We start from the raw sequence: 18236 nt of genomic DNA, 5'->3' as shown, positions 1-18236 counted from the left end.
TCCTTATCGGCGCCTGACATTCAGTGCCGATAGAATAGTGCTCATGTCAGCGGCTACCGTCATCTTCAGCCACGGCCACCTCTCCGGCCCGGACAGCCGCAAGATCAGTGCGCTGGCGCCGATCGCCGGCCAGTGCGGCTACGACATCCTGGCCATCGACTACCGCGACCTGCGCGATGACCCGGTCGGGCGGCTCGAGCGCCTGCTCGACTGCATCGGGCAGCAAGCCCTGCCGCCGGTGCTGGTGGGCTCGTCGCTGGGCGGCTGGGTTTCAACCGCGGCAGCCGAACGCCAGCCGGTGGCCGGACTGTTTTTGATGGCCCCGGCACTGTTTCTTGAAGACCGCGTGGCCGGTGGCGTCGTGCCGGAGCAGTACCACCCGCAATGCGCGCGCGTTACCGTGATCCACGGCTGGGGCGACGACATCATTCCCTGGCGCAACAGCCTGCGCTTCGCCGAGGGCAGCCGCGCAACGCTGCACCTGGTCGACAGCGACCATCGCTTAGAAAGCGCCCTGCCCCTGCTGCAATCGACGTTCCGGGCGTTCCTCGCGCCGGCCGACCAGACCGAAGTTACCTCCGCTGCCGGCCGGTTGACTCAGGACTGCAGTTCCTCAAGCCCGCGATAATGATCGAGCGCCTCGGGGTTGGCCAGGGCCGAGGTGTTCTTGACCTCACGCCCGTGGATGACGTCACGTACGGCCAGCTCGGTAATCTTGCCGGATACCGTGCGCGGAATGTCGGGCACGTCAATGATCTTCGCCGGCACGTGCCGCGGCGTGGTGTTCTCGCGAATGGTCTTTCGGATGCGATCACGCAACCCGTCGTCGAGCTCGACGCCGTCTCGCAGGCGCACGAACAGCACCACGCGCATGTCGTCCTCCCAGCTCTGGCCGACGCAGATTGACTCGAGAATCTCGTCGAGCTTTTCGACCTGGCGGTAAATCTCGGCGGTGCCGATGCGCACCCCGCCGGGGTTGAGCGTGGCATCCGAGCGGCCATAGATCACCAGCCCGCCGCGCGGCGTCAGGCGCGCATAGTCGCCGTGCGCCCAGACCCCCGGGTGCTTGTCGAAATAGGCTTTTTGATACTTCGAGCCATCCGGGTCGTTCCAGAACCTGACCGGCATCGACGGAAACGGCTGCGAGCAGGTCAGTTCGCCGGTTTCATCCTCCACCACCCGGCCGTCATCGGCCCGGATCTCGACTTTCATGCCCAGTCCGCGACACTGCAACTCGCCCGGATAGACCGGCAGCAGCGGATTGCCCAGGGCGAAGCAGGACACGATATCGGTGCCGCCGGAAATCGAACTGAGTTGCACGTCCGCGGCGACGTCGCGATAGACATAGTCGAAAGACTCCGGCAGCAGCGGCGATCCGGTCGACAGGACCGTCTTGAGGCCGATCAGTTGATGCGACTTACGAGGCTTGATGCCGGCCTTGTCGCAGGCCGCGATCCATTTCGCCGAGGTACCGAAGACCGAAATTCCGACCTCGTCGGCCAGGTCCCACAGCACGTTGCCGCCGGGGTGAAACGGCGAGCCGTCGTAGAGCACGATGGTCGAGCCCACCGCCAGTCCCGAAACGAGCCAGTTCCACATCATCCAGCCGCAGGTGGTGAAGTAGAACAGGCGGTCATCGCGTCTGAGATCGGTGTGGAGCTGTAGCTCCTTGAGGTGCTGCAGGAGCGTACCGCCGGCGCCGTGGACGATGCATTTGGGCACGCCGGTCGTGCCGGAGGAATACAGAATGTAGACCGGGTGATCAAACGGCAGCTGCGCGAAATCGACTGTCTCGGCCGCATGATCGGCAAACTCGTCCCAAAGCACCGCGTTGTCCAGCCCGGAGAGGTCCGGCGTTTCGGCCACGTACGGCGTGACCACGACACGCTCGATCGAGGGCATCCGGGCAAGCAGTTTACCCACCCGACCCAGACAGTCGAAGGTCTTGCCGTTGTAGCGATAGGCTGCGGCCACGAACAGCACCTTCGGTTCGATCTGCCCAAAACGATCGAGCACCCCCTGGACACCGAAATCCGGCGAGCATGAAGACCAGACCGCGCCGATCGATGTCGCCGCCAGCATGGCAATCACCGTCTCGGGCAAGTTGGGCAGATAGCCGGCCACGCGGTCGCCTTCGACCACGCCCATCCGGCGCAGGGCCTGTGCCACCCGGGCCACCTCGCGGTGGAGTTCGGCAAAGGTCAGCTCGCGGCGCGAGCCATCCTCCCCGGCAAAGATGATCGCCTGGCGGTCGTCGCGGTGCCTGAGCAGATTCTCGGCGAAATTCAGTCGTGCGTCCGGAAACCAGCGCGTGCCCGGCATGGCCGGCCAGTTCTCGGTCACCCGCTTCCCGCGCGCGCTGGCAACGACACCGCCAAACTCCCACACAGCAATCCAGAAGTCCTCGGGGTGCGTGATCGACCAGCGGTACAGCGAGGACCAGCCGCGCACCGTCGGGTCCAGTTCGGTGCTGATCAGCTGAATGAATCGGGACAGATTGGCACGCGCACGGCGCTCGGCCGAGGGCTGCCACAGAGGCTCAGTCATGATCAATTCGCCTGGGGCTCGAAATCAGAAATCAAGGGTACAGAATTCACCCTCCCAAAGTCACCTGTACTTTCGGGATGACGACTCAAGCCCTTTCGCAGGCCGGCAAACCGGAACAGGCGAGCCCGGTCAGCCCGTCTCTGTCATCGATTATTCATCCGAATGTAAACGGAGTATACTAATTGCACCTTTTGAGTGAGCCGCCTGTGCAAGAGAAGGTGCACCAAGGCTCGTTGCATTCATTCCGGGGAGTCCTGCCATGCCGTCGCTTTGCCGACACCAATCGTTCATTCTGGCCACATTTCTGGCGCTGTTCACCGCTGGGCTGGCATCGGCCACGGTACCGACCACCATGCCCTATCAGGGCTTTCTGACCGACGGCAGCGGCGACCCGATATCGGGTACCGTCAATTTGCATTTTTCGCTCTACACGCAAGACACCGGCGGCACGCCCGTCTGGCAGGAACAGCACGCTTCCGTTGCCGTGACTGCCGGCTTTTTTCAGGTTGAACTCGGCGACCAGACACTCCTGGCTGATCAGCTTTTCGAGGCACCGCTCTACCTGGGTATCGCCGTGGATGGCGACCCGGAGATGACGCCGCGCATGCGCGTCGGCAGCGTCCCCTTCGCGCGTGCTTCAGGTGCTCTGGCCTGCAACGTCGGTGAGACCAACTGCGGCGGCGGTATCTGTGCCGACCTGCAAACTGACCCCAACCACTGCGGCAGCTGTGGCACGGCCTGCGGACCGGGAATGGTCTGCGTGCAGGGTGCGTGTGCCGGCTGCAGTCCGGGGTGGATCCTGTGTAGCGGTATTTGCGTTGATCCGAGTAGCGATATCTACAACTGTGGTGGTTGCGGCAGCGTCTGCGGCGCAACCCAGTGCGCAGCACCCATCTGCCAGAGCGGATCCTGCGGACTGGACGGCTCGGGCCTGGGCGGCGCAACTTGTGACGACAGCAACGCCTGTACGGTTAGCGACACTTGCGACGGCAACGGCAACTGCGTCGGCACTCCGGTTGCCGACGGCACACCATGCCCCGGCGGCACCTGCACTGGCGGTCAGTGCCTGTGATCACGACCGCGCTCACCGTCGCTGCCACCTTGCTGGCCGGCACAGCAACACCGCAGCCGCTGGGCACGGGCTACCAGCTGGCCTGCGGCCAGTTGGCCGGCGGAGTGGTCACTGCCCAGTCAACGCAATACCGTCTTCATGCAAGTCTGCCGTATGCGGCCAGCAATGATCTGCCGCGCTCGGAGTCCAATCGGCTGTTCAGCGGTTGCCTGGCCGGCTTTTACAACAAGGAGCTTTTCGACCAGCTGTTCGCTGATCGCCTGGAAGATGCCTGACGCCGGCAGCACAACCAAGTATTGTTACGCCAGGCGCTCCAGCGCGTCCCTGTCAAGCCGGAATACAGTCCACTCATCCATCGGCACCGCGCCCAGGGCCCGGTAAAACCTGATCGCTGACTCGTTCCAGTCCAGCACGCTCCACTCCATGCGGCCGTAGTTGCGCTGGCGCGCGATCGCCGCCAGGTGCAGCAGCAGCGCCTTGCCGATACCACGGCCGCGATAGGCCTCGCGCACGTAGAGATCCTCCAGATAAAGCCCCGGCCGCCCGACAAACGTCGAGAAGTTCCGGAAAAACAGCGCAAACCCCGCCGCCTGACCATCCCACTCGGCCATCACGGCTTCGGCTGCCGGCGACGGGCCGAACAGCGACCCGGCAATGCGCTCGGGCGTCGCCTCAACCTGGCCGGCCAGGCGCTCGTAGGCGGCCAGCTCGCGGATCAGCACAACAATCCGTTCGGCATCGTCCGGGCGGGCCGCACGCAGTTCAAGCGCGGAATTCATAGGCAGAACCTATCGCTGGATTCAATACAATCAATTGCAAACGCAAGTGAGAACCATTATTATTTAAGCAACTCTGGATTCAGGATGACGACATGACCACCCGAAAAACCCTGACGTTCGCCATTATGCACATGAGCGTTGCCTTTGCGGTGGTCTATTTGATGACCGGCAGCCTGGCCATTGGCGGCGCGGTGGCGCTGGTCGAACCGGCCTGCAACACCGTCGCCTACTTTTTCCACGAACAGGTCTGGGAGCGGTTCCGGTCCGGACGCCCGGCCGGCGCGCCGCCGGAACACACGCCCGTCAACTGCCCCTACTGGACCACCCACCCGATGAACCCGGACGCCTGACGGCTCGCTACTCGACCAGCTCCGGGCGGCCGAAGAACCAGCCCTGGGCACAGTCGCAGCCGACCTCACGCACGAATTCGGCTTCGGCAGCCGTCTCCACGCCTTCGGCGGTCACCTGCATGCCGAGATCGCGCGCCAGGGTGCTGACGGCGCGAACGATGGCCGCGCTGGCCGGATCATCCTCGACATGGCGCACGAAGGAGCGGTCGATCTTGAGGCGCTGGACCGGCAAACGCCGCAGATAGCCCAGCGAGGAAAAGCCGGTGCCGAAATCGTCGATGGTCACGCTCACACCCGCCTCGCGCAACTGGTGAATCTGCCGCAATGGCTCGGCGGCATGCTGCACAAAGGCGCGCTCGGTCAGTTCGACTTCCAGCCGGGCCGGATCCAGTCCGCAGGCTTCGGCCAGGCTGATCAGACGCATGCCGAACGACGGGTCCTGTAGCTGTGCGGGCGCTACGTTGATGGCCAGATTGGGGCCGTCCAGGGTTGCCACCCGGGTCATGGCACGACGGTAAACCAGTTCGCCAAGCGCGGCAATCATGCCGCGCTTTTCGGCCATGGCGACAAAGCGATCCGGGCTCAGCCAGCCATCTTCCCAGTGGTGCCAGCGCGCCAGAGCTTCAAGCGCCACCAGGCGGCCGTCGGCCAGCGTCCGGATCGGCTGCAGGGCCAGCTGGATCTGCTCGCGCTCGATGGCCGTGCGCAACTCGGTTTCCAGATAGCGGCGCGCGCGTGCCGCCTCGGTGAGCTCCGGCGTGTAGCGCGCCCAGTGCCCGGGGCCTAAGGACTTGGCCTTGTAGACGGCTGCATCGGCATGGCGAATCAGATCCTCGGCCGTCTGCGCATCGTCGGGACATACCGAGATGCCGGTCGAAATCGTCATGCGAACCTGCCGATCCTCCAGCCGCATCGGCGCCGCCATCACTTCCCGGATTTCGCCGGCCAGGGTCTCGGCCCGGGCCCCTGCATTGACCGCCCGCAGCACCACCAGAAACTCATCGCCGCCGACGCGACCGACCAGCGCATCGCCGCCGGCGTGCTCGACCAGACGCGTGGCCACGCGCCGCAGCAGGCGGTCGCCGGCTGCGTGGCTCCAGGCATCGTTGATGTCGTTGAAGTTGTCGAGATCGAGATACAGCACCGCCAGCCCGTGACGATCCTGCCAGGCCCGCTCGATTTCATCCTTGAGCGACGACTGCAGATGAGCCCGATTGGGCAAACCGGTCAGGTCATCCAGATAAGCCAGCCGGGTCAGCTTCTGCTCGAGCCGCCGGCGATGCGAGACCAGGCGCGCAAATCCGTGCCAGAGAACGCTGCCGTCCGTAAGCCGCTCCGGCGCAGAGTCGATTTCCACCCATTCGATGCCCTCGCCACACCGCCCGCCGGCGGGGTGCATGCGGAACTGCTCGTAGAGCGGCGTCAGGCCCTCTGCGCTGGCGTCGATGGCCCGATTGAGTCGATCCTGGTCATCAACGTGGATCCGTTCGAACAGAGCATCGACATTCTCGGTCACCGAGGCGTGTTCGACCCCGAATACCTCGTGAAACTTCTCGCTGGCATAGGGAATGCTCAGCCCGCCGCCGTTGGCACAGCGCTTGAGCTGATAGACCACGCCGGGGACGTGGCGGGCCAGGTGCTGCAGCTGCTCGCGCTGGAGGGCATGATCGGCCTCGACCGCCTTGAGGCGCGAGACATCCAGCGCCACACCGGCGACCAGCGCCTGTCCATTCAGGCTGACCCGACGGCCGTGGAAATGGTGCGGCCGATGCTGCGCATCGGAGGTCTTCAGTCGGGCCTCGATGACGGCATGGCCGGCCTCCAGGCACTGGCGCAGCCCTGCCATCACCTCCGCGTGTTCGGATTCATCGAAAAACGCCAGCGCGTTCATGCTGGCGATCGCGTCGCTCGACAGCCCCGTGACCTCCTCCAGGCGAGCATTCCACAACCGCAGCCGTGCCTGCTCATCGACCAGGTAAAAAATGCCCGGAATCACATCGAGCAGCATCAGGGCCAGATCCGCTGGCGTCACTTGCGACAGCGTCTGGTCCAGCCGGTCGGTACGAGGCGCCTCTGGCAACATGGCCTGATCTTCCCTCCTCAGGCTTTCCGGAAAGCCTACCACGCAACGGGATGGAACGGTATTTCTGCCGCCGGACCGCCCTCACCCCGACTGCCCGGTTCGATGCGCAGTCCGAGGATCGAATCGAGACCAGAAGCGCTATCACCTTACTGACTCCACTGCGCGCTTTCTGTCATACTCTCGACTCGACCAGACGTGCCGCAGCTCGGCCGGAAGGGATATCATCGGCGGGCGCAGAGTATGGAACGGGGTTCGATGGAGTCCAGTAGCAGCGTTTCGGTGATCATCCCGGCCAGGGACGAAGGCGCAAGTATCGGCGAGGTGGTCAGCCGGGTGCGCCAGCAAGTGCCCGACGCCGAGATCCTGGTCGTCGACGATGGCTCCAGCGACCAAACGGCCCGCCTGGCGAGCGACGCCGGTGCGACCGTCATCAGCCACCCGCGCGCGCTGGGCAATGGCGCGGCCGTCAAGCGTGGCGCACGCGAGGCTGGCGGAGACATCCTGGTCTTTCTTGACGGCGACGGCCAGCACGACCCGGCCGATATCCCGCGCCTGCTCGAACGGCTCGAGGCGGGTTTCGACATGGTCGTCGGCGCCCGCGCCAGCGCCCGCTCGCACGCCAACACCGGACGATTGATCGCGAACGGCATCTACAACCTGGTCGCCTCGATCGTCACCGGCCACCCGATTCCGGACCTGACATCCGGATTCCGCGCTGCCCGCGCCGACAAGTTCTGCAAATTCCTCTACCTGCTGCCGAACGGCTTTTCCTATCCGACCACCATCACCATGGCGTTCATGCGTTCCGGCTACCCGGTGGAGTTCATCGATATCCAGGCGGCAAAGCGGAGCGGAAAAAGCCACATCCGCCCTGTTCGGGACGGCATTCGCTTCTTGATGATCATCTTCAAGATTGCAACGCTCTATGCGCCGCTGAAGCTCTTCCTGCCGGCAAGCACCATGTTCTTTCTCACCGGCATCGGCTACTACGCCTACACCTTCGTCTCGCAGGGCCGGTTTACCAACATGACCCTGCTGCTGCTCAGCGCCGCCGTCATCATCTTTCTGATCGGCCTGATCTCCGAGCAGATCACGGCGCTGAACTACAAGGACAGCGGTCGCTGATCAATGCTTTCCCCAAGGCTGAGAAGATGGGCTTCACTATTGGCAGCAACGCCCTTTCACCCGCAATGGCTGCTGCGATCCGGCCCGAACAGGGAACAACTGCTGACGCATGCCCGGGGGCGAGTGCTGGATGTGGGCTGCGCGAATCGCTGGCCTGAGCGAATCCTGCCCGAGGGCTGTCAATACCTTGCGCTGGACTACCCGGCAACCGGTAGCGATCTGTATGACTCTCGCCCCGATGTTTTCGCAGATGCAGCCTGTCTACCGTTTGCCGACAACAGCATCGACACCGTCCTGTTCTTCGAGGTGCTCGAGCACGTCGCCAATCCCCAGCGAACCCTGTCGGAGATCACACGCGTCCTGAAACCGGGCGGAATGCTGGTCATGAGCATGCCGTTTCTCTACCCCATGCACGACGAACCGCATGATTACCAGCGCTACACGCGACATGGCCTGATGCGTGAACTCCAGGCCGCAAAGCTCGACGTGTCGGACGTAGAACCAAATCTCAGCTCGGCAGCAACCGCCGGGCTGATGGCGAATCTTGCACTCAGTGGAATGGCACTGGAAGCGCTGCGCCGCCGTCGGCCGGCCGTCATTCTGATTCCGCTTGTTGTGTTGAGCATACCGCTCATCAATCTGTGCACGTGGGTATTGAGCAAACTGTTCCCCGGCTGGACAGCAATGACAGCCGGACACAATGCGATAGCCTCCAAACCGTGAAGACGCCGGGCGCCCTGGTGCTGATCACCACCTCGTTCCCGATCCGGGCCGCCGGGAGTGAAACCGCCGGCTCCTTCGCATCTGATCTGGCCGAGGAATTAGCCGGGCAGGTGCCGGTGCGAGTCGTCACGTAAGCTGCCTCGTCGAATTCCAGGTCAGCAATAAACCACGGCGGCATCAGACCAAGAACGGCTTCGAAGATCTGGGCACTCATCATTCCGGCTCCAACCAGGGGTACGGAGCGATGATACCCACTCAAAATTCAACAGAGGCCGAAATCAAGACATTTGCCTTGGATCGTGTTTGAATATTTCGCGCCACTGCGATGCGAGACTGCTTCTTGAAAAGTAGTCTTTCGCAGTATTTCTGTTGTGCCGAGCGATCTCTGGATCGATAGGCTCTAGATCGAATGCCGAGAGATCATAGGTAACGATATCCAGAGCATTCATTTGGTCCCGCACGCTGGACACGGGGCTCAGGTATACCTTTTTTCCGAAGCCAACCAGGGTATTGATTGTCCCCACGGCCTGCTGACGTTCGTGTGCAAAAACGCCTATATCAACTCTTTCCAGAAGGGCAAGGTACTCATCCATCGGTATCAGGTCCAGGAGCGGGCGGAATTTTCGTCCAAAAATCTTTTCTCCCAGCTTAATTACTTGCTTCGAATACGTCTGGTTACCGTACGCGAGTGGAACCACAAGCTCCACGTTTTTTTCTGAAAACGCTTTCAGTATCTCGAAAATTCTGGCGTGGTGATTGCTTGGATCTGCCGAATTGCCAATCAGCAGTAAGGTCTTATCTGTTCGTAGGCGCGGCAGGTATCTTGGCTCCTTGAAAAGATTACTTGGATAGGAAAACGACGGAAAAGCATGCGCATCGAGTCCGTACCACTGACTGGCATACGCAAGGTCTCCCTCATTGTTTGATACAACATAAGGAATGCGGAATATAACCCGCTTCCGAAAAAACTCAAACAAATAGTGGTAGAGACGCTTGTTCTTCTCAAAGTGAAAAAGATAGAGATCCTTACCCCAGATAACCCAGTAGCACTTCCGACATAGAGACGGAAAAAGAAACAGGTAGAAAACCAGCGCTGGTGCTGCCAAGCAATGAATGATAATCTTGTCGGCTTTAAACAACAACGGAAGCAGGCGAAGGTTCGGAAGCAGCGAGAAAAAAGACGGAGAGTGAGAACTCTTCAACGGGAACCTCTGACTATCCCTTGCTCTAGTTCTATAATGAAACAAGCAATGAGAGCTCAGATCAAAACCCTGCTCAATAAGGAACTCGAAGTAATCCTCGGAGAACTTCGGATCATTGAAGATATGCAGAGTATTCATACTGGTAGACCGAGATTGAGCGCCTGAACACGATCACCCTCTTACTCGCTCGGGGGTTCCAGTTCTTCGAGCATAACTGGACTTCCTTTTGATCTACTAATTGCCTCCAGGACCTTCAGCCCCTCGAACGATATATCGACACCCGCTGTGTACTCATTCTGAGCATCGGTACCTTCCTTGACGTGCTGAATTGATGAATAAATATCTTCATAGTAATTTGCCAGGGCCTCGATGAAGCCCGCAGGGTGCCCCGCCTTGAAACGCTGGTAACGGTCCTCCATAGCAACAAGAACTTCCCCGGATCGATCAATCGAGACAGATTCTCCGAACTTGTCAGTCATTCTGATCAACTCTGGATTCATCTGACTCCATTCAGCTGCGCCTTCTGTTCCGAAAACCCGGATCTTAAGTCCATTTCGGTAGCCGAGGGCTGCTTTCCCGAACCAGACGTTGCAGGACAGGTCGTCCCCGTAATCCACGAGCGCATCAACACTATCAATCAGCGGCGCAAATGCACCGTAGGAGTGCTGAGTGCCCACCACTCTTTTTGGCCGGGCTCCAGTCAGGAACGTAATCATCTGCAGTAAATGCACACCGAGATCCAAGGACACGGTTGGAATTTCATTGTCTTGCAGTCGCCAGTCTTGTGGCACGGGAACCTCTCCGCTGTCGGGTTTCGCCCGAATGAAACCTTCTTGTGGCATTTCTGCGCGAACATGGACCAACTTTCCAAGTCTCCCAGCGGCAATCTGCGCTCGAAGCTCCCTTACCATTGGGTAACCGGTATAGTTATAGATGACAGCCAGATAACCATTGTTGCTGACCTGTGAAGCTTTGATTTCTGCAGCTTCAGCCGAAGACAGGCACAGAGGTTTCTCGGATATAACTCGAATTCCCAGCGTGAACGCCTTAAGTATAATCGGCATGTGCATGGAAGGCGGCGTCAGGACCACGAGCGCATCAATCCTGTCATGCTCATCGTCAAGCATGGTCTGCCAGTCCTGGTAAAGCCTGCATTTAGGTAGGTGCCATTGACCGGCCGTCGCTTGTGTGATCTCAAAGTCCTGACTGAAGCAGGCGGCGCTGATCCTAAATCGACCATCCATGATCAATGCAGTTCTGTGAGCCCTGCCCACGGCAGAGTCAAGCGAACCACCAACTATCCCGACATCCAATGTAGACATCATCTTTCAATACCTTTTCTGTGCTGATTAAGCATCCTTCCAGTCATCCGCCATCTCCACGATGACTTCTTCATGCAACGAAGGGGTTCTTTTCACCATGGTTTCCGCGTCGGCATTCTCGATAAAGAATATCCCAGTCTTATCGAAGGGCGAAGGCGCCAGCTTCTGCCCCATCATTTTCAGAGGCACCACCGAGACGCTCGCGTTCTCGAGATTGGCTTGAGAACTGAGAAAAATCCCGGCGCGCGAGACGCTGGCGGTGTGCCGTGAGATGTACTTAACTCGCTTCGCGGCCTTCTCTGGTACTTCCAGTGGTCGACCACAGAGCGGCATACAGTAGAGAGAAGCGTAATCAATTCCAGTCGATTTTCTGATCAGCTCAGCATAGAGGTCGCCAGGGCATCGACGGGTCACCTCGATCAGCCAATACTCATGGTTCTTGTCGACAATAAACTGCGTATGCAAAAGGCCGTCACAAAGATCGAGGTCCTCTGCAAATGAGTGAGTCCAGTCACGAAGGCCCTCGGAAACAACGGAGTCAAGGTCATGGCTCAAATGTGAGCTATTGACCTGAAACGGATAGACGGTGCAGTACTCCGTTACAAAGAAATCCAAGACAATTTCCTTGTTATTGAGAAACGCGGAGTGGCTATACAGCTGGCCTTCAATGAACTCTTCAGCAAGAGCCCTTCCCGTAGGAGAAGTCATTTCTGCATAATCCCATGCCCGCTCCATTGCACCGAGATCTTCAACCAAAGTCATTCCCTTCCCTCCAGAAACATCAGCCGGCTTCACCAGTATGGGCGGGTTCAGCGATTGTGCAGATTCCATGGAGAGAGCGGCGCTTGGAACGCGATACCCCTTCTTCCTGGCATGCTCTCGAAAGGCATCCTTGAAGATGAATTTAGAAACCACCTCTTTGGGATCAAACCCAGGAAAACCGCGATCCTCGGCGATCAACACCGCACACCAATAGGACACGTCATTGCATCCAGGAACCAGAAATCGGATGTCGCGCCCAACGATAGCCTCATCGACTGCATCATGATCAGAGTAGTCGATCAACTCGGACCTGTCTGCAATGCCATGAAGCGGATCGTCGGCCAGATTTCCAATCACCATGACCTGATGCCCGACGGCCCTCATTGCGTAGAAGAGAGGAACGCTGCTGAAACCTGCTTCGCAGAGAAGAACATCCGGCGTGGGTTTTCGCATCTTTTTTTCCCGGCTATATTGTTCAGGATACTTACGCAAGTGCCGAACAAAACGTTTCTGAACTCACATGAATTTAGCGCTGTCTGGTACGCTGTCTGCTTGGGCTGATGAATTGAGCAAGCCCGATCGCAGTCGCTTCAATCACAATTTGGAGCGCTCTTAACAAGACAACGAGCGCCGCTAGTTCCTCAAGCGTCAATTCTAAGGGTAATAGCTTGGAGAGCGCAAAAAAGAGAATCTCTCTTACACCGACCCCTGCGGGGACAAGAAAGACCAGACTGCTGGCAACAACGGAAAACGAATGAATCGCGATAACGACTAGCATATCATTAACGCTCAGCTCGAAAACACTGTGGATGGCAAAGACGAGGCTAAAGAAATACAGCGCAGATTGACCCATGAACAGCATTACGGACACTTTCCACGTCGAGCGATTTCGAGCGGCGGCCTGCCCCGAGAGCCCGAAAAGCCGAACGACGATACCCTGAATGAACGCCCTCACCATAAAACTACTGCTCAAACTAGCAAAAACGACCGCACCAAGCCCAACCACGAGCAGACTGTAAATGGGTGAGACAATCCAAGCCACAGCTGCCAGCGCAGTGAATAAGGTAAACACAATGGCACCCAGCACAAACTCGACGTTCGCCTGAACAACAGCGAACGAGACGGACGCCATTGACTGCTTGTTCGCGCCGAGGTGTGCAATTTGATACGCAACGCCCCAGACTTTTCCCGGGATATACTTTGCTGCTTGCGAAGTGACGAATGCCTTGACCCCATCCGAAGCATGGGCCTCACAGCCATGCTTGAGTAGAAGCGTCTGAAAATACACGCCGTTGATGAAAAGACCTGAGATGGCCAGTACGACACTTGAGATCAGAAAAAACGTATTGGCACGTTGGATATTGGCAAGGAGAACATCCCAACTTGTGTAAGCCAAAATGCCAATGAACGCGATACCTATTATCAAAAGGCTGCGTTTGATGGTCTTCTTGACTGATGCCTTGTGGAGATCAAACACTGGCGATAACTTTGAATTCAGGCAGAATGAGCATTCGTATCCTTGATGCGCTTGTAAACAAGGTCACATTGGTTGAGCGCATAAGACTTATTGTACGTCAGTCCAAACGCTGTATACATCTGATAACGATTCGATAGAAGCGCCTGTAGCTGATTGAAGCTTTGAGCTTCGACATACGGACCGTCAAACGAGACTTCAACGACAATCCAGGCAAACCTGCCCTGATCGATCGCTGAGGAGAAACCTTCGAACACTTGCAACTCCGCCCCCTGAACATCTACCTTTAGCAAACCGATATCATCAATGCCTGCGGTCTCGAGAAAATCATCCCCCGTTAATGTTTGGACATTGATGACATCTTTCGCTCGGCCGAACCTTCCGACCGATGACGCCCTGAGCTGAAAAAGGGAGTTTAAATCGGATCGAACGTTCCGGTAGAACCGAGCTTTTCCGATGCTGTTGGACAAAGCTATGGGGTGAATATCAATACCGACCTCATGAGTGTACTTATCGTCAAGGAGCAGACTCAGATCTGGGTCCGGCTCAAAGCTATGAACTCGCGCGTCCGGATAAACGCTCCGAACTGCGTCTATAGTCTGCCCTGTATTCGCACCAACGTCCAAAACCAGTGGCTTCAAGCCAAGATCAAGCTCACTGAGCAAGTCTTGAAGGTGGTTCGGAGCACCACGATCTATCTTGCTCAGCCTGTAGCCAAACTGCTGAAGCAACAGATTGATTAGCCGTCCAAGCACGGTGCCACCGATTTCAGTATATCCTTGCATCCGGCCACGGCCCAATCGTCCTTAGCCAGCCAAAGTGCTGTTGATTGCGGTTATGACTCGAGATAGCTCTCCCTCGTCCAATGACGGAGACAGTGGCAGGCTGACGGTCTTTCGGCCGATATCCATAGCAATTGGCCATCGCTTTGGTGTCCAGCCGAAGTGCTGCTGATAGTAAGGATGCTCGGGAATAGACCTGTAGTGAACGCCTGTACCTACTCCATGTTTGTTCATTGCTTCAACAAAGCCGTCTCGAGAGATCCCAGCCGATACCTCATCGACAAGAACCGTAAACAAGTGGTACCCATGTCTATCTGAGTCATCAGTATCGTTCGGGAGGGCCAAGTCTGTAGACCTTAGCTGCTTCTCATAGAACCGCCAGATTCTCTGTCGACGTTTCCAATTATCTTCGACCCTTGCCAGTTGATGCAGGCCCAATGCGGCCTGCAGATCCATCATGTTGAATTTGAAGCCACACTCAACGACCTGATAGTGCTTATAGCCCTTGTCACCGAAGCGGTGCCAGGCATCCTTGCTCATTCCATGCAAGGCCAACACCTTGGCCCTTGCAATGTGTTCCTCACTACGGCCAACGATCATACCGCCCTCGCCGGTGACCACGTTCTTGGTGACGTAGAAACTGAAGCAGCCAAAGTCGCCGAAGGTTCCTACTTTCCTACCCTTGTATTCGGTTTCGATAGCATGGGCGCAGTCCTCGATCACAATCAGGCCATGCTTGTCCGCAATTCGCATGATTTCATCCATCTCACACGGCCTGCCAGCGAAGTGAACCGGAACGATAGCCTGGGTGCGCGGTGTGATGGCGGCCTCAATGGCTGCCGGTGAGATGCACTGCGTAACGGGATCGACATCGGCAAGCACTGGAGTTAGACCGGCGTGAATGATGGAATTGACCGTCGCGCAGAAGGTCAATGGCGTGGTGATGACCTCGGCCCCCGGATCCAGATCGGCCGCGATCATGCTGACCTGCAGGGCCGCAGTGCAGGAATTCACTGCAGCAGCCTGTTGAGGACTGACACCCTTGTAGGCCGCGAAATCACGCTCGAACCGCGCCACACGCGGACCCGTACCCAGCCATCCGGAACGGAGGCACGCCTCGACTTCGGCAATTTCTTCTTCACCGATCTGCGGGCTGCCAAAAATCAGAAAGTCGTCGGGCAAGTCGAGCGTCTCCAGCCAGTCAGGCCATTGAACGGTTGTCTGAACCTACGGTGTTAGTGTACCCAAATGCCCGGGCCGGGGCAGCACACCAGAAATGGCTCGTCCAGGCGCTCACGCAGATCGACGCTTGGCGGCTTTTGCCGATGGATTCAGGGATCTGGTTCCTTGTTAAAACTCATGCTGGATTCGCACTGACAAGCAACACGGGATGGGCTTTCAGGACTCCAGATCAACACCCACCGGGGACTCGAGGTTCTTGTCCTGCAGGGCATTTCTGAAGGTCTCCACGGCCTGATCGAACCGCAGGTCGCCGGCACCCTCGGACCGCTCGAGTCGGCGCAGAACCTCTGCGCATCGCGCCCAGTTCTCCAGCGTGGCGTTGATCTGGAAGACAAATACGCCAATACCGCGATTGTAGGCGGAGTCGACCCAGGCCTTTTCACCTTCCTTTCGCGACCGCTCATAGCGGGCCAGCGCTGCCAGGAGCCGCGCGCGGTAGTAACGAGTCCGCCACACCTGATGCATGCTGTCTGGCAGTGAGGTACGCTCGAGCCAGCGCCCGCTCAAGGCCACCAGCCGGGCCACATCCAGGCCCGGGCAGTCGCCGGCCTCGATCGCCTCGGAAAGCTCCTGCCAGGCGACCATGTCGTAGGTAAAGATCTTGCCGCTGGCCCTGGACTCGAATTGCGTGTACAAATCGTCTGGCGGCGACTGGTCCACCGCGCAATAGGCCAGAAAACGCCATAAGGTCGGTGCCATTCGTTTCTCACCGCCGGGCCTGCTGGTGTCCATTTGTTCGATATGATCAAGCGCGCCATCCAGGTCGCCAGCGTTCATGGCAAAGCCCAGCAGGTAGGAGTTCAGCCGTACCGATTCCGGATAGACCTCGTATTGCGACGAGTAGAACATTCTGCTGTCCGACCAGACGAAGGCGCGGCCATAGGTCGTGCCCAGATAGACGAGGGGCAACACAACCAGCAAAGACAGACCGGTAACCCGGAAACCCGCTGTTGGCACTGACATCCTGGACGCAACGCATTCGACGATTCCCACTACTGCCAGCAGCAGACCGATACTCGGCAAGTAATTGCGGTGCTCGAAGTAGATTTCCAGTGGCCAAATCGATGACTCCATCACATGTCCGACCAGAAACAATGCCATACCGCCGGCGAACAGCGGCGATTTGCGTCGCAACAACCAGACAGCAACGATAACGCCGAGCCACGCCAACAAGGCCGGTAGTGTAGTCAGCGGCGACCAGAGGTTATGTGACACTGGAAAATGATCGTGGAAGATCCCGAGCCTCGGCCCGTTGGGCAGCAGGATGCTGGATACGTAGTCCCACAGCACCCGGGGCTGGGTGAGCAAGCGTTCCCACAGGCTGAAATCCCGTAACAAGTAACCACCGGTCAGACGGTCCGGATTGCTCAACAGCCAGATCACTGCAAGCAAACCGGGCATCAGCAGGAAGGCCACGAAGAACCCGTCAATCCATCGCCGACCGCGGGAAGCGGGGGGTTGAAACCAGTTCCCCCGCCGAAACCAGAACAACTCGATCGCCGCAGCCAGCGCGGGCACCAGTAGCCCGTTTTCCTTCGACAGCGCCGCCAACACCGTCAGAACAGGCACTCCGGCCCATATGAGCAGCAGGCCTGAATACCGACCACGCTCGAGCAGCACTCGACCGCCGACATACGCACACAATCCGGCAACCATGAACAGGGCACTCAACTGGGCCATTCGCTGGACCAGGTAGAGTACGGTGCTGGCATGGATTGGCAGCGCCAGCCAGATTATCGCAATGAGGGCAGCTCGCCAGGCTGCCGAGCTGTCCTGATGTGTTGTGCGCAGCAGCAGGCTGGCAAGCAGATAGACCATCAGGCCAGTCACCAGATGAATGACCAGATTGGTGTGCTTGAAATACCAGACGCTCTCACCCCACAGGCTGGCATCAAGCACAAACGTTGCCATGGCGACCGGGCGCCCGAGGGGGCCGGAGCGGTTGTCGAAGATCACCGCCCGGGCAGTCTTTTCACCTTCCAGGAAAGCATTGACCTCAGCCAGGTTGGCCTGGTCGTCCAGCAGCAACGGCCCGTGCAGGCCGGGCAGGTAGACCAGATAGCACATCACCAGGCCCAGCAGCACTGCAAGTGCGGGGACGATGTTGGTCCGAGTCCTGGTTTGGAGCAGGCTGCTCAAGTGGAACACCTGTTTACGATCGTCAAAGCACGTTTTGTCAGAAGTCCGCTCAAAAAAAACCCCGGCGCAAGGCCGGGGTTTTCGTCAGAACGGAATGCCAGGATCAGCGGCACTCGGCCGGCACGAATTTGTCTTCGATCGTACCTGTAGCACACGACCAAATCACTGCCGTACCCGAGAATGTCGGAGTCAATGTAAGGGTGTCTCCAGCCGCATCACCGAGCGTGGCAATACTGGAATAAGTGACCGTGATCACACCATTGCCACCGACCACGATCGAGGCCACCAGCGAACTCACGCCCGTCTCGTAGCCGGCAGTCGCATTGTCACCCGGGAAGGTGCCCTCGCTGAGCCGGTGCTCACTGACGGCCATCTTGGCCGAGGACGCCATATTGAGGCCTTCCGAAACGCGGGCGCGGATCGAGTAGTCCTGATAGGCCGGAATCGCGATAGCCAGCAGAATGGCCAGGATGGCGATAACGATCATCAGTTCGATGAGCGTAAAACCGGATTGCTTGCGAATTGTATTCATCTTGATCTCCATTGGATTGGGTTTGAAAACCTGCCCTCGTCCCTGGCCCAGCGCAAGGGTGACAGAAGCAAGTATAGAGCTGCACAAAGCGTGCCAACAGAA

At 58.5% G+C, this 18236-nt stretch carries 17 protein-coding genes; 6 read left to right on the top strand and 11 right to left on the bottom strand.

Features of this window, described 5'->3' with window-relative positions; all coding sequences use genetic code 11:
* Window positions 1-43: 43 nt before the first annotated feature.
* Window positions 44-628 carry an alpha/beta fold hydrolase gene (locus HND55_05955; GenBank protein ID QKK02238.1) on the top strand — a complete coding sequence of 195 codons (585 nt, stop codon included), beginning with the start codon at window positions 44-46 and terminating at the stop codon, window positions 626-628.
* Here the strand turns inward: HND55_05955 and HND55_05950 are convergent.
* Window positions 598-2547 carry an acetoacetate--CoA ligase gene (locus tag HND55_05950; GenBank protein ID QKK02237.1) on the bottom strand — a complete coding sequence of 650 codons (1950 nt, stop codon included), beginning with the start codon at window positions 2545-2547 and terminating at the stop codon, window positions 598-600. The genes HND55_05955 and HND55_05950 overlap by 31 nt on opposite strands.
* 259 nt (window positions 2548-2806) lie before the next feature.
* Here HND55_05950 and HND55_05945 point away from each other — a divergent pair, with 259 nt between their 5' ends.
* Both HND55_05945 and HND55_05940 read left to right on the top strand, forming a co-directional pair.
* A complete protein-coding gene (locus HND55_05945) occupies window positions 2807-3619 on the top strand; it encodes a hypothetical protein (GenBank protein QKK02236.1) in 813 nt (270 codons plus the stop codon).
* Entirely contained in the window at window positions 3610-3894 is a 285-nt protein-coding gene (locus tag HND55_05940; protein QKK02235.1) for a hypothetical protein, read from the top strand. The genes HND55_05945 and HND55_05940 overlap by 10 nt, the downstream gene beginning before the upstream one ends.
* 24 nt (window positions 3895-3918) lie before the next feature.
* On the opposite strand, the gene HND55_05935 is transcribed toward HND55_05940, so the two are convergent.
* Window positions 3919-4398 (bottom strand): GNAT family N-acetyltransferase, encoded by a 480-nt coding sequence (locus HND55_05935; GenBank protein ID QKK02234.1) that lies wholly within the window; start codon window positions 4396-4398, stop codon window positions 3919-3921.
* 92 nt (window positions 4399-4490) lie between these two features.
* On the opposite strand from HND55_05935, the gene HND55_05930 reads away from it, so the two are divergent.
* Entirely contained in the window at window positions 4491-4748 is a 258-nt protein-coding gene (locus tag HND55_05930; GenBank protein QKK02233.1) for a DUF2061 domain-containing protein, read from the top strand.
* Window positions 4749-4755: 7 nt separating this feature from the next.
* Here the strand turns inward: HND55_05930 and HND55_05925 are convergent, their stop codons facing one another.
* A complete protein-coding gene (locus HND55_05925; GenBank protein QKK02232.1) occupies window positions 4756-6831 on the bottom strand; it encodes an EAL domain-containing protein in 2076 nt (691 codons plus the stop codon).
* A gap of 255 nt (window positions 6832-7086) precedes the next feature.
* Here HND55_05925 and HND55_05920 point away from each other — a divergent pair, with 255 nt between their 5' ends.
* Together HND55_05920 and HND55_05915 are read left to right on the top strand one after the other, a co-directional pair.
* Window positions 7087-7956, top strand: a complete 870-nt coding sequence (locus tag HND55_05920) for a glycosyltransferase family 2 protein (protein ID QKK02231.1) — start codon at window positions 7087-7089, stop codon at window positions 7954-7956.
* Between the two features lie 39 nt (window positions 7957-7995).
* Window positions 7996-8679 (top strand): class I SAM-dependent methyltransferase, encoded by a 684-nt coding sequence (locus HND55_05915; protein QKK02230.1) that lies wholly within the window; start codon window positions 7996-7998, stop codon window positions 8677-8679.
* A 278-nt stretch (window positions 8680-8957) separates the two neighbouring features.
* Here the strand turns inward: HND55_05915 and HND55_05910 are convergent, their stop codons facing one another.
* The 8 genes from HND55_05910 to HND55_05875 form a co-directional block, all read right to left on the bottom strand.
* The gene (locus HND55_05910; GenBank protein ID QKK02229.1) at window positions 8958-10019 is read right to left on the bottom strand and encodes a TDP-N-acetylfucosamine:lipid II N-acetylfucosaminyltransferase; all 1062 of its coding nucleotides are present in this window, start codon (window positions 10017-10019) and stop codon (window positions 8958-8960) included.
* Window positions 10020-10060: 41 nt separating this feature from the next.
* Window positions 10061-11206, bottom strand: coding sequence for a Gfo/Idh/MocA family oxidoreductase (locus HND55_05905; GenBank protein QKK02228.1), 1146 nt, complete (start codon window positions 11204-11206; stop codon window positions 10061-10063).
* A gap of 24 nt (window positions 11207-11230) precedes the next feature.
* On the bottom strand, window positions 11231-12418 hold the full coding sequence (locus HND55_05900; GenBank protein ID QKK02227.1) for an ATP-grasp domain-containing protein: 1188 nt from the start codon (window positions 12416-12418) through the stop codon (window positions 11231-11233).
* 73 nt (window positions 12419-12491) lie between these two features.
* Window positions 12492-13442, bottom strand: a complete 951-nt coding sequence (locus HND55_05895; GenBank protein ID QKK02226.1) for a hypothetical protein — start codon at window positions 13440-13442, stop codon at window positions 12492-12494.
* A 17-nt stretch (window positions 13443-13459) separates the two neighbouring features.
* Window positions 13460-14224, bottom strand: a complete 765-nt coding sequence (locus tag HND55_05890) for an FkbM family methyltransferase (GenBank protein ID QKK02225.1) — start codon at window positions 14222-14224, stop codon at window positions 13460-13462.
* A 21-nt stretch (window positions 14225-14245) separates the two neighbouring features.
* The gene (locus tag HND55_05885) at window positions 14246-15403 is read right to left on the bottom strand and encodes a DegT/DnrJ/EryC1/StrS family aminotransferase (GenBank protein ID QKK02224.1); all 1158 of its coding nucleotides are present in this window, start codon (window positions 15401-15403) and stop codon (window positions 14246-14248) included.
* A gap of 216 nt (window positions 15404-15619) precedes the next feature.
* A complete protein-coding gene (locus tag HND55_05880) occupies window positions 15620-17602 on the bottom strand; it encodes a hypothetical protein (protein ID QKK02223.1) in 1983 nt (660 codons plus the stop codon).
* 103 nt (window positions 17603-17705) lie between these two features.
* A complete protein-coding gene (locus HND55_05875; GenBank protein QKK04017.1) occupies window positions 17706-18134 on the bottom strand; it encodes a prepilin-type N-terminal cleavage/methylation domain-containing protein in 429 nt (142 codons plus the stop codon).
* Between the last annotated feature and the right edge of the window lie 102 nt (window positions 18135-18236).

Source organism: Pseudomonadota bacterium, from assembly GCA_013285445.1.
In the GTDB taxonomy this organism is placed as follows: domain Bacteria; phylum Pseudomonadota; class Gammaproteobacteria; order Xanthomonadales; family Wenzhouxiangellaceae; genus Wenzhouxiangella.
Note: the sequence above shows the minus strand (reverse complement) of the source record. Positions and strands in the feature narration are given on the sequence as shown.